This is a genomic window from Olsenella sp. oral taxon 809 str. F0356, from assembly GCF_000233535.1.
Lineage (GTDB): Bacteria > Actinomycetota > Coriobacteriia > Coriobacteriales > Atopobiaceae > Olsenella_I > Olsenella_I phocaeensis.
Genome location: NZ_JH376563.1, coordinates 1,835,483 through 1,848,218 on the forward strand (window position 1 = coordinate 1,835,483; position 12,736 = coordinate 1,848,218).

Here is a 12,736-nt window from a genome sequence, read left to right on the forward strand (position 1 = left end):
CTGCGCCCTCCCAGAGCGTTCCGAGGCGGTAGGCATACGAGGCGGTTAGCTGGATTATAGGAAAGAACGATGTCCCGGGGTGGTGGTACATACGTATGTGACCAACAAGCGTTCGGCGCATCAGGCGCCAGGGGGGGTAGGGACGATGGAGCTCTCGGAGGAGACGAAGGCGAAGCTTCCGGCAAACGAGGCGCTGGCCCGGGCATGCCTCACCTCGTATCTCACGGACGAGGAGCTCGCGCGCTACATGGGCGAGCTGGAGCAGGAGCGCTCGGCCCTTCTCGCCGACTCTGGTTTCAAGAGGGCGCGGGAATGGCGAGAGAGGCGCGAGGACTCCAGGTCCAAGGTCGGCCCGCTCGGGATCCTGCTCGCGCTCCTGGTGGGAGGCTGGCCCGCCATCCTCGCCTTCGTTTACCTGCACTGGGGGTCGGAGCACTTCTATCGCAACGTCCTCATCTACCTTGCCACCACCGGCCTCACCTGCCTCGGGGCGCTGCTCTCTGACAGGCTCCGCGAGAGTGAGGCGCGCATCGACCGGCGGGCGGGCTTCTCGCTCCTCCCCGCCGAGAGGTCGCTCCTCAGGCGCTACGACGAGCTGGAGGGCAGGCTGGGCGCGGCGCGCGCCGAGCAGGGTGACCGGAGCAAGAAGGCGGAGGCTCGCGAGCGAGAGGAGCTGCGCGAGCGCCTCGACGCCTGCGTGCCCCCGTCCCTCAGGCATCCGGAGACCTCACCGGAGTCGCAGGGCTACCGCCACTGGATGCAGGCGAACGTCGGCCGGACGCCCCGGCAGGCCCACAAGAGGGACCGCAGCATCTGCCCCCGCTGCGGCTCGCACGACACCGAAGTGGAGGGTACCGAGCAGGGATGGGAGTATGACCCCTTCCTGGAGAGCGAGAGGCTGCACGACGACGGTTGGTCCCCCACCTACGTGAGGCACTTCCTCTGCCACGACTGCGGCGAGCGTTGGGATGTGCCCTAGGCCTGTAGGGCCCACGCGGGAGCCGTCCACGCAGGCCCGCGTGCTATCCTCGACTGGTTAAGAAATCCAACCATCCCCAGGGAGGGAAGCATGGACCAGATCAAGAGCGTCACCCCTGAGGACCTCGCCGCCGCACGCGAGGAGTTCCTCTCTGAGCGCGCCAACGTGGTGGCGAAGAACGCCGCCAGCTCCATGGGCGTCCGCAAGGCGGCCCGCAATCCCGAGGCCGTCGCCCAGAACAGCCTCCAGTTCGACGTCGAGGTCAGCCAGGGCGAGCGCACCAACCAGAAGCGCTCGGGCCGCTGCTGGATGTTCGCGAGCCTCAACACCATGCGCTATCGCACCATAAAGAAGTACAAGCTGAAGGACTTCGAGCTCAGCCAGGCCTATCCCCTCTTCTTCGACAAGCTCGAGAAGAGCAACTGGTTCCTCGAGAACGTCCTCGACACCCTGGACGAGCCCCTCTCGGGCCGCCTCATGGCGTGGCTCCTGGCCGACCCCATCGGCGACGGCGGCCAGTGGGACATGTTCAAGAGCCTGGTGCGCAAGTACGGCGTCGTGCCCAAGGAGGCGATGCCCGAGACCGCCAACTCCGAGAGCACGCACGAGATGGACGCATACCTGACCCGCTACCTGCGCGGCTGCGCCAAACGCCTGCGCGAGACCGCGGCATCCGGAGCCTCCGCCGACGACCTCGGCCAGATGAAGAAGCAGATGATGGGAGACGTCTACCGCCTGCTCGTGACCTGCCTGGGCGAGCCGCCCGCGCGCTTCGACGTGCGCCTGCGCGACAAGGACGACAAGGTCGCCCTGAGCGGCAGCTTCACTCCCCAGGAGTTCTTCGCCGAGGCGGTGGGCATGGAGCTCGACGACTACGTGTCGCTCATCAGCGCCCCCACGAAGGACAAGCCCTTCGGACGCACCTACACCGTGAGCCGGCTGGGCAACGTGGTCGAGGACGGCACCGTGCTCTACCTCAACCTCGAGCCCGAGGAGCTCAAGCGCGCGGCCATCGCCCAGCTCAGGGACGACCTGCCCGTGTGGTTTGGCTGCGACGTCGACCAGAGCTACCTCAGGGACGAGGGCATGATGGACACCGCCGCCATCGACGTGGACGAGCTCTTCGGCTTCGCCGTCGAGGGCGCGCTGAACAAGGCGGAGCGCCTCGACTACGGCGAGTCGGTCATGACCCACGCCATGGTCCTCGAGGGCGTGCGCCTGGACGGGGACGGCAAGCCTGCGATGTGGAAGGTCGAGAACAGCTGGGGCAAGGACCACGGCCGCGACGGCTTCGACACCCTGAGCGACGCCTGGTTCGACGAGTACGTCTACCAGGTCGTCGTCGACAAGAGGTACCTCAGCGACGAGCAGCGCCAGGCGCTCGAGACCATGGAGCCCGTCGTGCTCGAGCCCTGGGACCCCATGGGGACCCTGGCCCGTTAGGACAGCACCCCTCGGCGCCTGCGGCCACCCTGCCGCGGGCGCCGTCCCTTGCGCCAGCCAAAATGAAAACGAGAGGAACGCAGATGAGCGAGAAGGCCATCGGCCGCGACTGGGCGGCCAGGCAAAACGAGGAGTTTTGCTCCTCCCGCGCCAACCGCATCGCGCGCAACGCCGTCACCGCCACCGACGTCATGCAGGCCGCGCGCGACACCAGCGTGATGCGCGGCTACCATGACACCTACGGCGTGCGCGTGCCCAAGACGGCCGACATCACCAACCAGAGGCAGAGCGGCCGCTGCTGGATGTTCACCGCATACAACGTGGCGCGCCACGCGACCATGGACTTCCTGGACGTGGACAGCTTCGAGTTCAGCCAGGCCTACGGGATGTTCTATGACAAGCTCGAGAAGGCCAACGCCATGCTCGAGAACGTCATCGCCACGGCCGGCCTCCCCGCGGACTCCCGCGAGGTCCAGCTCGTCCTCGAGGACGGCATGGGCGACGGCGGCTACTACCACTTCGCCATGAACCTCATCGCCAAGTGGGGCGTCGTCCCCAAGGACGCCATGCCCGAGACCGCCTGCTCCAAGAGCTCCGCGCAGATGGACGCCCAGCTGGAGCGCCTGCTGCACCGCGACGCCGGCATCCTGCGCCGCGCGCACGCCGAGGGCAAGGGCGAGGACGAGCTCCGCGCCCTCAAGGAGGACATGCTCTCGGGCGTGTACCGCATGCTGGCGATCTGCCTCGGCGAGCCGCCCGCGCGCTTCGACTTCGTCTGCACCGTGGGCAAGAGGCACAAGGCGGACGCGAGCAAGGTCAAGGCCATTGAGCCCCAGAAGGACGAGGAGCCCAAGGACGCGGGCGAGAATGACGGTCCCAAGGAGCAGAAGCTCGTCCTGCGCGACCCGGACATCACCCCGCTCGAGTTCGCTGAGCGCTACCTGCCCTTCGACCCGCACGACTACGTCTCGCTCGTCTCGATGCCGGGCAAGACCCGACCCTACGGCCATGCGTACCACCTCACGCTCACCGACTCGGTCGTAGGCGGCGACCCCCACCACGTGCTCAACGTCGAGCCCGAGCTCCTGGACCAGGTAGCCGTCAACAGCCTCAAGGCGGGCGTGCCCGTTTCGATGGCCTGCGACGTCATGCAGGAGTTCCCGCGCCACGTGGACGACTTCAAGTACGTGCTCTCCACCGACGGCATGGACCTCGAGGGGCTCTTCGACGTCGAGCTGGGCATGGGCCGCGACGAGATGATCGACATGTGCGAGACCGGCCTCACCCACGCCATGACCTTCCAGGGCGTCGAGCTGGACGAGGACGGCAAGCCCAAGGCCTGGCGCATCGAGAACAGCTGGGGCAAGGAGCAGGGCAAGGACGGCTACCTCATCATGACCGCCGACTGGTTCCACACCTATGGCGGCGAGGTCGACGTCAGGCGCGAGTTCGTGCCTGACGAGCTGCTCAAGATGTGGGACGAGACCCCCGTCGAGGACGTCGCCCCCTGGAGCGGCATCACCTCCGGCTTCGCCCGCAGGCTCCACTAGGCCAAGGCGAGCGCCACAACTTCCCGCTGGGACAGGTACTGTGAAGTGACACTGGTCGGGCCCCGGACGCAGCTCGTGCTGAGCGCGTCCGGGGCCTGGTCTCGTCGGACGCTGGCCCATGGTCGCGCCGCTCAGGCAAGTCGCCCCTCTCCCCTAGCGCTTGGCGGAAAGAATCTCTATGCGCTGACCGTCGGGGTCACAGATGAAGTAGAGGCCCATCTTGGGGTTCTCCTTCTGGATGCAGCCCATCTGGCGATGCAGCTCGTGCGCCGCCTCGAAGTCATCGACCTCGAAGGCGATATGCGTGTCCATGCCACCATTCTCGTACGGCTCGGTGCGCCCGCGGTTCCAGGTGAGCTCGATCTCGAAGCCGGTGTTGTCGTCCACGAGATAGGTGTTGGACCATGACCCGTCCTCGGGTCCCTTCTCGCGCGACACGCGCAGCCCCAGAGCCCTCTCGTAGAAGGCGATGGACGCCTCCTTGTCCAGCACGTGGGTGCAGCGATGGATGAACCTTGCGTTCATGGGACTTCCCTTCGGTTGCCTGTCGCCCGCGACGCCGCGGCGGCGCGAGACCGTCCCTGCCATCCTACCCGCACGACGCGAGGGCGTTTCCTCAGAGCGCGCCGAAGTGGGGCTCCCCCACCAGGCAGAGCTCCTCCCCGTTGGCAAGCTCGCGCATGGCGGCGCAGAACGCCTCTTCCGCACCGGAGGGGAAGACGGCGTTGATCTGGACGTCCTCGGCGAAGATGGTGTCCCTCGCCTTGCCGCCGCAGTCCGTGAGGAGGCGCTCCACGCGACCGTAGGCGGAGTACGGGACGCTGCAGGTGAGCCTGGTCACGAGCTGCATGCTCACGAGTTTGCCCTCTCCTCGGGCGACGTCCACCGCCGCCTGTGCCGCAGCGGAGTAGGCGCGCACGAGCCCGCCTGGCCCCAGGAGCGTGCCGCCAAAGTAGCGCGTCACCACGCAGCAGACGTCGGCAAGTCCCGACGAGCGAAGCACCTCGAGGACGGGCATGCCGGAGGTGCGCTGCGGCTCCCCGTCGTCCGAACAGCGCTCGCGCCCGTCCGAGAGCACCCAGGCAGGGACGTTGTGGCGAGCGTCATGGTGCCTGGCGCGCACCTCGTCCACGAAGCGCATGGCGTCCGCCTCGCCGTCCACGTGCCTCAGCTGGGCGATGAAGCGGCTGCGACGGTCCTCGACCTCCGCCTGGGCCTCGAAGCCGTCCGCAAGAGTGAGGAATCCCGTCTGTCCAGGAAGCATGGTCCGTCCCTCTCCAAAGGTCCTTGTGAGAAGAGATGCGAAGTGGGCCTGTGAGCCGGGTTCTGTCGTGGACAATCATTTATCTACGACCGCCGTCACCGACGGCCTCTAGCGCGCAACCCGAGCGCGGTGCGGGCCACACCATGGCGCTCCTATTTGCGTTTGCTCCGGAAGGGGCTTGCCAAGCCGCCGTGTTGCCACGACGCTGGTGGTCTCTTACACCACCGTTTCAGCTTTTCTCTCACCCGCCGAGGCGGGCAGCGGGAGTCTTCTTTTCTGCGGCGCTTTCCGTCGGGTCACCCCGCCAGGCCGTTAGCCTGCTTCCTGCCCTGTGGAGCCCGGACTTTCCTCATGGGCGTCTCCGCCCCCGCGATTGTCTGGCCCACTCCGCGCCGTCGATTGTAGCACGCCTGCCCCGACATGAGGGGAGGCCGCCGCGGATGCGACGACCTCCCCACGCAAGGCACGCCTCGTTCTGGATCGTCCGGACTAGTCCAGGTCGCTGAAGTCGGTGTCGGCGGCGACGGGAGCGAAGGTGGTAGCCTCGGCGCTGGCGGCCGGCGCGGGCGCCACGTAGGAGTCGCTACGGGCGGCAGAGCCGTTGGGGGTGCCCAGGGCCTGGTTGGGGAAGACGCTGTCGGCGTCGTCCATGAAGTGCTGGAGCATCTTCTTGTACTCGCTGCGGAAGTCCTCGCGAGACTGCTTCAGGCGGTCGATCTCGTCCAGCTCGTTCTGCTTCTCGGCCAAGGCCTGGCGGATGACCTCGCGGGCCTTCTGGTCGGCCTCGTTGCGGATGTTGTCCGCGTTGGCGCGGGCGTCCGCGACCAGCTTGTCGGCACTCTGCTGGGCGACGATGAGCACCTGCGAGATCTGCCTCTCGGACGCGCTGTAGTCGCTGGCGGGAGCTGTTGCGGTGACGACGACGGGCTCGGGGGCCGCGGCGCTCGTGCTCTGCTCCTTGAGCTGGGCGACCTGCGCCTGCGCGGCGGCGAGCTGCTGCTCGGAGTTGTTCAGGCGACCCTTGAGGTCCGCGATCTTCTGGAGCATGGCGTCGACCTCGCCCGAGAGCTGGTCGAGGAAGGCGTCGACCTCCTCGGTGTTGTAGCCGTGCTTCTTGGCCTCGGAAAAGGTCATCTGCTCGATGTCAGCCGGAGTGATAGCCATCTTGTTCCCCTTCGAACGTCCTTTGCTACGTCATCGCGCGGGCTACCGCTTCTGTTGATTGTACCCCGCGCGTCGCTTGCCTTGCCGCTCCCCACCTCAGATGATGCGCTGCGCCAGCTGGAGGACCACCAGCGCAAGGATGGGAGAGAAGTCCACCCCGCCCACGGGGGGCAGGAACCTCCTGAACAGTCCCAGGTAGGGCTCGACGATGGTAGCGAGCGCCTGGTAGAAGTCCTCCACGAGCGGGATCTGGGTCATGCGCAGCCACGAGAGCACGACCTCCACCACGATCAGCGTCTGGTAGGCGTAGAGGAGCCTGCCGATCAGGACGTGTATCATGCCTTGCCTCCCGCCAACTCGGCGTTGCGCCCGAGCGCCGCCTCGACGGCCTCCGAGGTCGCCCAGAAGGACTGGGTCTCCATGGCCTTGAGCCCCGCCGCGGTGGTGCCACCGGGAGAGGTGACGCGCTCCATGTAGGCCCTGGGGTGCTCGCCGGAGTCCAGGAGCTGGCAGGCCGTCCCGCGCATGGTGGAGAGCACCATCCTGCGGCAGGCGCCGGCGGCCAGCCCCCTCTCGACGCCCGCGCGGACGAGCTGGTCGACGATCAGGGCGAAGTAGGCCGGACCGCAGCCGGAGACCGCGCCCGCCACGTCGAGCTGGTCCTCTCGCATGAGCTCGCAGACGCCCAGGGCGGCGAAGGCGTCACGCACCAGCCCGACGTCCTCCCGCGTGCAGCCGTCGCCCGCGCAGAGCGCCGTCGCCCCCGAGAGCGCCTGCACCGGCAGGTTGGGCATGGCGCGCAGCACGCGCGAGCCGGGGAGCGCCGTCTCGAGGGCGTCGAGCGCGACCCCCGCCGCGATGGAGACCACCGCATGACCCGCGAGCAGGGGCTCGAGCTCCTTGAGCACTGCAGGGAGCACCTGGGGCTTCACGGCCAGGACGGCCAGGTCGAAACCGAGCGAGAGGAGCTCCGCCGCGTCCTGGCGGCAGACGGCGCCCAGCGCGGCGAGCGGCTCCAGCTTGGAGGCGGAGTGGTCGCAGGCGAGGACCTGGGGGGCGGGGACCGCGCCGGACTCGACGAGCCCGCGCGCGATGGCGCCGCCCATGGCGCCCGCGCCGACGACCGCTATGCGTGCGTCACGGAGTGCCATGCGCTACCTGGCCAAGGTGCCGTCGGCGACGAGCTTGTCGATGTCGGACTCGCTCAGCTCGATGCCCTGGGGCATGACCACGAAGACGCGGTCGCCCAGCTCGTCCACCTGGCTGCCGATGCCGCAGGCGAGGCCGAAGCAGAAGTCGAGGATGCGCTTGGCGGTCTCGATGTTGGTGTTCTTGAAGACCAGCACCACGGGCTGGCTGGTGCGGACGCGACGGACGACCATCTGGACGTCGTCGTACGAGACGGGCTTCAGCACGTAGGGGGGAAGCTGTCCCGAGCTGGGGCGGGGAATCGCCTTGAGGCCGATGTCCACGGGAGAGTGGCCGTTGGTGGTGTTGCCCAGGACAGACTCGCGGCTGGCGTAGCCGCCCTGCTGCTGGGGCATGGAGGCAGTGGCGCCGTCGTCGTAGCCGTAGTCGCGCGCAGGCGCCGCGGGGCGGGCGTACTCGTTGGGAGCGTAGCCGGGGCGATAGCCGCTGCCATAGGCGGAGGAGGAGCTGCCGGCGTTGTCGCCCACGGGACGCCCGGAGCGAGTGTAGACCGACACGCTCTCGGCCTCGGGGCGGCGGGTGTTGCCCAGGACGCCGGAGGTGTCGGCCTCGGGGCGGCGGGGCTCGGCGACGTCCTCGTCGTCGTAGTACTCGTCGTCGTAGTAGTCGCTGTCCTGTGGGCGAAGCTTGTCCCTGAGGTTGTCGAGGAAGCCCATGTCCTTACCGCCTTCCTGGCTGGGACCCCTGGTCCCGCCTATGTCCGCGTGTCTCGTCTGTGGTCTGTTTCAGCTCGTGGCCAAGGCCGGCTCGTGGCTGGGGTCGAAAACGGTTCTACCAAGCCTAACCAGGGTGGAACCCTCCTCCACCGCGATCTGGAAATCATCACTCATTCCGCAAGAAAGGACGGCGAGCTCGCGGCCCGAGCGCAGGCGCAGGTCGTCGCGGAGCTCACGGAGCCCGGAGAAGGCCCTCCGGGCCGCGTCCGCGTCGTTCGCGGGGGCCATGGTCATGAGCCCCTCGAGCGAGATGCCGGGCAGGGCGAGGAGGTCGTCGAGGGAGGCGCGCGCGTCGTCGGGGGAAAGCCCGGACTTGGACTCCTCCCCCGAGACGTTCACCTCCACGAGCGCCCGCGTGACGATCCCACGTGCCTCCGAGCGCCGCGACACCGCCTCGGCGAGGTGCGGGGACGAGATGGAGTGCACGAGTTCCACCCTGCCTATGACCTGGTTGATCTTGTTGGTCTGGAGGTTGCCTATCATGTCGAAGCGCACGCCTGCCATCTGGGGCAGGGCCGCGACGCCCTGGAGCTTGCGCCCAAGCTCCTGCGGGCGGTTCTCCCCGAAGGCGCGATACCCCGCCTCCCAGGCGAGCGCCACCTCCTCGACGCCCACGGTCTTGGAGACGGCGAGCAGGGTGACCTCGCCGGCGTCCCTGCCCGCGCGGGCGGCCGCCTCCGCGATCAGGCGGATGATCCTCTCCCTCCTGGATTCGAGGAAGCCGAGATAGCTCCTGCGCCCCTCCTCGTCCACGTTTCCCCCTTCCGCCCGCCTGCCGCGGGCCTCGACTGTCTCCTCACGCGCCGACCCGAGGGGACGACGCGGAGCGTCCCCGCGCCCTTGCTAGACGCCCAGGACCGCCAGGGCGCCGTGCCTCCCGCAACGGCCGCCTTCCGCCCGGTACGAGTAGAAGCGGTCGGTCGAGCGGGGCGTGGACACGCCGCAGTCGAGGACCATGTCCTCCCCCATCCCACGCTCGACCAGGGTCTGCACCACGGCGCGCGCCAGGTCGAGGTGGTTGCCGGGGAGCGCGACCGCAGGGCCGAACTCGCCCGAAAAGCGTGCCAGCAGCTCGGGCGAGACCTCGTAGTCCTCGCCCGCGATGTGGGGTCCCACGTAGGCCCGCACCTCGGAGGCGTCGCACCCGCTGGCGGCGAGCAGCGAGTCCAGGGCCCGCCCCGCCACGCGGGCGACGGTCCCGCGCCAGCCCGAGTGGACCACCGCGAAGCCGCCCTCGCAGGCGAGCACCACGGGGACGCAGTCCGCGAAGCAGAGGAGGACGGGGACCCCCGGGGCGACGCACACGACGGCGTCCGCCCCCTCTTGGGCCTGCGCCTGGGCGCGGGCCACGGAGGCCTCGTCGGGCGAGAGGACCTCCACCACGCGGTCGCCGTGCACCTGCCAGGGGTTGACGAGGCGCGCCTCGAGACCTCCGGCGCCCAGGGCCGCGAGGGCGAGCGAGCGGTTGCGGGCGACGGCCGCGGGGTCGTCCCCGCAGCGGTCGCCCAGGTTGAGACCCTGGAACTCCCCCGTGGAGCAGCCGCCCGCCCGCTCGCTGAAAGCGAAGGTGACCCCGCCCGGACGACCGAGGTCGCCGAGAAGGGTCACGCCCTGCGAGACGTACCTGTCAAGCCGGGGCAGCCGCATCGCTAGAGGCGGCTGTGCTTCAGGAACTCGGGAATGTCGAACTCCTTGTCGTTGGAGCTGGCGGCGGAGCCGGACTGGCGCTGCGCGGGAGCGGGCGCGGGGGCCGACTTGCGGCCGGAGCGGCTGCTGCCGCGACCGCGGTCCACGGTCAGCGTGGGGATGGACTGCTGGACGTTGTTGTCGTTGAAGCCGGTGGCGATGACGGTCACGCGCACCTGGTCGCCCAGGGACTCGTCCACGACGGTGCCGAAGATGATGTTGGCCTCGGGGTCGACGTTCTTGGCGACCACGTCGGCGGCGTCGTTGATCTCCTGGATGCCGAGGTCCTTGTTGCCGGCGATGGAGAGCAGGACGCGGGTGGCGCCGTCGATGGAGCTCTCGAGCAGGCGGCTCGAGATGGCCTCCTCGGCCGCGTCGGTGGCGCGGTTGTCGCCGGAGGCGAGGCCCACGCCCATCATGGCGGTGCCGGCGCCGCGCATGATGGTGCAGACGTCGGCGAAGTCGAGGTTGATCAGGCCGGGGACGGTGATGAGGTCGGTGATGCCCTGGGTGCCCTGGCACAGGACGTCATCCGCCATGCGGAAGGCCTCGATGAAGCTGGTCTTCTTCTCGCTGAGGTCGAGCAGGCGGTCGTTGGGGATCACGATGAGGGCGTCGACGCTCTCGGAGAGGGTCTTGATGCCGTCGGCCGCGCGGTTGGTGCGGGGACGACCCTCGAAGGTGAAGGGCTTGGTGACGACGCCTACGGTCAGGGCGCCCACGTCGTTCTTGGCGATGTCGGCGACCACGGGCGCGGCCCCGGTGCCGGTGCCGCCGCCCTCGCCGGCCGTGATGAAGACCATGTCGGCCCCGGCGAGCGCCTGCTTAATCTCGTCATGGGAGTCCTCGGCCGCCTCTGCGCCCACCTCGGGGTTGGCGCCGGCGCCCAGGCCGCGGGTGATGTCCTGGCCGATGTGCACCTTGATGTCGGCGTCGGAGATGGCGAGCGCCTGCGCGTCGGTGTTGATGGCCACGAACTCGACGCCGCGGATCCCCTCCTCGATCATGCGGTTCACGGCGTTGGTGCCACCGCCGCCCACGCCGACCACCTTGATGACGGCAAGGTAGTTGCTGGGAATGTCAGTGTCGATCATGGTTCCTCCTCGCTTGGCGACGGTCCGGGGAGCGTCTGCCGTTTCCCGTTCGGGTGCCGCTCCACCGGTGGTGGACTGCAATGCGGTACCGTGCTTCACAAACTGCTGCGAATGGCGCTTCGTCTTCATGCTTCGACTCTCGCTCGGTGGTGCCTGGGCTTGCGACGGTCTGGCCCCGACGAGGTGAGAGAAACCCTAAACCTCAGGTAGAACCCTATGCCTCGTCCGAAGCGCGGTATATTTGCACATTTCCGCGACTGCCGTCAACACTTTTGTTCAAAATGTGAAACCTGCAGCTCAATGCCCATAAAGAGCTGCTTCTCATCCCTGAGGCGCTACTCGAGGGTTAGGGATCGCACTGTCCTGGGAGAAGCGGAAGCCTCGGCCTACTCCCCGACCTGGGAGCCGGACTCCGAGGTGGCGTCGGCGCTCTGGCTGCCGGAGTCCTGGCCGTCGCCGGAACCGTCCGCGGAGGAGCCGTCCTGCCCCGTGCCGTCCGAGGTGCCGTCCGTCACGGCCTGGCCCGTGGCTTCGGACTGATCCGACCCGGAGCCCTGCTGCGACGTTGTGGCCTGGCTCCCGCCGCTCGACGACGTGGTCGAGGCGTAGTCGCCGCCCGCCGTGCCGCTTCCCGCCTGGACCTTGTCCGAGTCGACCATGCGGTAGCTGGGGCTGCCATAGACGCGCACGTTGATGTAGGTCAGCCTGCCCTCGTACTTCTGCAGGATGGAGTTGATGACCGACTCCTTGCTCTCTATGTCGCGCGGCGACCCGAGCGAGATCTCGACCCCGCTCTTGAGGACGCACGAGATGCTCTCGACGGCATCGGCCTTGTAGCTCACGACCTGGGAGGAGAGGGCGTCCGAGAAGGTCTTGCGGTAGCTCATGACCGCCAGGATGGTGTCGTCCGTGGAGGCCGAGCCCGCCACGGGGCTCACGCTGGCAGGGACGTCGGTGATGAGCAGGGCGCCCATCTCCTGGGCCTTGGCGAGGGCGACCTCGTTGGCGGACTGCCCCTCGGCGACGGAGAGCGGCAGGGGCTCGATCCAGCTGCCGTCGCCCCCCATGCACCAGGCGACGTTGCCCGCGCTCATGACCACGATGCAGTCGACCTTGCGCTCGGTGACCACGAGCCTGAGCGTGCCGGGGAACTCCCTCACGAAGCTCACGTCCTGCACCCAGGGGTTCCTCTTGAGCGCCGACCTGATCCCCGACTCGTCGAAGTTGAGGAGGGTGCTCCCCTGCCGCACGTTGGCGAGCCGCACGATGGTGGCGGAGTCCATGTGCTCCGTGGGGTCCGCCTCGACGGAGCCGATGGTGAATGCGGGCGTGTACGAGAGCACGAGGAAGCCCACGAGCGCGACGAGGAGCAGGGCCGCCACGGCGATGCCGCCCACGATGAGGCGGCGCGCCACGTCATGCGACCCCACGGAGGCCTCCCGGGAGACGGGCGACGCGCCGCCCTCGGCCGCCTGGCGCCTGGGGGACGCGGCGTCTCGCGCGGCACCGTCGCGCCGCAAGGGGGACGACGGGCGGGTGGCGGGGGCGGTGCCGAACCTGCGCGAGGGCCTGGGAGCGGCGGTGATGCGGGAAGGCGAGGGCACGCCGGGCCGACTCGTGCGGCCGGGCCT

13 protein-coding genes and 1 other RNA gene are annotated in these 12,736 nt (G+C 68.7%); 3 read left to right on the plus strand and 11 right to left on the minus strand.

Translation table 11 applies throughout. The features are described from left to right. Positions 1 to 145 precede the first annotated feature (145 nt). The 3 genes from HMPREF1008_RS08285 (at position 146) to HMPREF1008_RS08295 (ending at position 3,972) form a co-directional block, all read left to right on the plus strand. On the plus strand, positions 146 to 979 hold the full coding sequence (locus HMPREF1008_RS08285) for a hypothetical protein (protein ID WP_009279411.1): 834 nt from the start codon (positions 146 to 148) through the stop codon (positions 977 to 979). A gap of 90 nt (positions 980 to 1,069) precedes the next feature. Then, positions 1,070 to 2,422 (plus strand): aminopeptidase C, encoded by a 1,353-nt coding sequence (locus HMPREF1008_RS08290; RefSeq protein ID WP_009279412.1) that lies wholly within the window; start codon positions 1,070 to 1,072, stop codon positions 2,420 to 2,422. 83 nt (positions 2,423 to 2,505) lie between these two features. Next, entirely contained in the window at positions 2,506 to 3,972 is a 1,467-nt protein-coding gene (locus HMPREF1008_RS08295) for an aminopeptidase C (RefSeq protein ID WP_009279413.1), read from the plus strand. A gap of 153 nt (positions 3,973 to 4,125) precedes the next feature. Here HMPREF1008_RS08295 and HMPREF1008_RS08300 read toward each other — a convergent pair whose 3' ends face one another. The 11 genes from HMPREF1008_RS08300 to HMPREF1008_RS08345 all read right to left on the minus strand — a co-directional run. Beyond that, on the minus strand, positions 4,126 to 4,497 hold the full coding sequence (locus HMPREF1008_RS08300) for a VOC family protein (RefSeq protein ID WP_009279414.1): 372 nt from the start codon (positions 4,495 to 4,497) through the stop codon (positions 4,126 to 4,128). Between the two features lie 91 nt (positions 4,498 to 4,588). Next, complete coding sequence (locus HMPREF1008_RS08305; RefSeq protein ID WP_009279415.1) at positions 4,589 to 5,236, minus strand: YigZ family protein; 648 nt, start codon at positions 5,234 to 5,236, stop codon at positions 4,589 to 4,591. Between the two features lie 35 nt (positions 5,237 to 5,271). After that, an RNA gene (rnpB, locus tag HMPREF1008_RS10055) (RNase P RNA component class A) lies at positions 5,272 to 5,625 on the minus strand. A gap of 100 nt (positions 5,626 to 5,725) precedes the next feature. Beyond that, positions 5,726 to 6,400 (minus strand): DivIVA domain-containing protein, encoded by a 675-nt coding sequence (locus HMPREF1008_RS08310; protein ID WP_009279416.1) that lies wholly within the window; start codon positions 6,398 to 6,400, stop codon positions 5,726 to 5,728. A gap of 96 nt (positions 6,401 to 6,496) precedes the next feature. Further along, a complete protein-coding gene (locus HMPREF1008_RS08315) occupies positions 6,497 to 6,739 on the minus strand; it encodes a YggT family protein (protein ID WP_009279417.1) in 243 nt (80 codons plus the stop codon). Continuing rightward, positions 6,736 to 7,551 carry a pyrroline-5-carboxylate reductase gene (proC, locus tag HMPREF1008_RS08320; protein WP_009279418.1) on the minus strand — a complete coding sequence of 272 codons (816 nt, stop codon included), beginning with the start codon at positions 7,549 to 7,551 and terminating at the stop codon, positions 6,736 to 6,738. The genes HMPREF1008_RS08315 and proC overlap by 4 nt, the downstream gene beginning before the upstream one ends. 3 nt (positions 7,552 to 7,554) lie before the next feature. After that, a complete protein-coding gene (gene sepF, locus HMPREF1008_RS08325; protein ID WP_009279419.1) occupies positions 7,555 to 8,265 on the minus strand; it encodes a cell division protein SepF in 711 nt (236 codons plus the stop codon). Between the two features lie 69 nt (positions 8,266 to 8,334). Then, positions 8,335 to 9,078, minus strand: a complete 744-nt coding sequence (locus HMPREF1008_RS08330; protein WP_009279420.1) for a YggS family pyridoxal phosphate-dependent enzyme — start codon at positions 9,076 to 9,078, stop codon at positions 8,335 to 8,337. 90 nt (positions 9,079 to 9,168) lie between these two features. Next, the gene (locus HMPREF1008_RS08335) at positions 9,169 to 9,972 is read right to left on the minus strand and encodes a polyphenol oxidase family protein (RefSeq protein ID WP_009279421.1); all 804 of its coding nucleotides are present in this window, start codon (positions 9,970 to 9,972) and stop codon (positions 9,169 to 9,171) included. A 2-nt stretch (positions 9,973 to 9,974) separates the two neighbouring features. Next, a complete protein-coding gene (ftsZ, locus tag HMPREF1008_RS08340; RefSeq protein ID WP_009279422.1) occupies positions 9,975 to 11,105 on the minus strand; it encodes a cell division protein FtsZ in 1,131 nt (376 codons plus the stop codon). Between the two features lie 386 nt (positions 11,106 to 11,491). Continuing rightward, positions 11,492 to 12,736: cell division protein FtsQ/DivIB (locus tag HMPREF1008_RS08345; protein WP_009279423.1), on the minus strand; the 1,245-nt coding region annotated here is incomplete at its 5' end.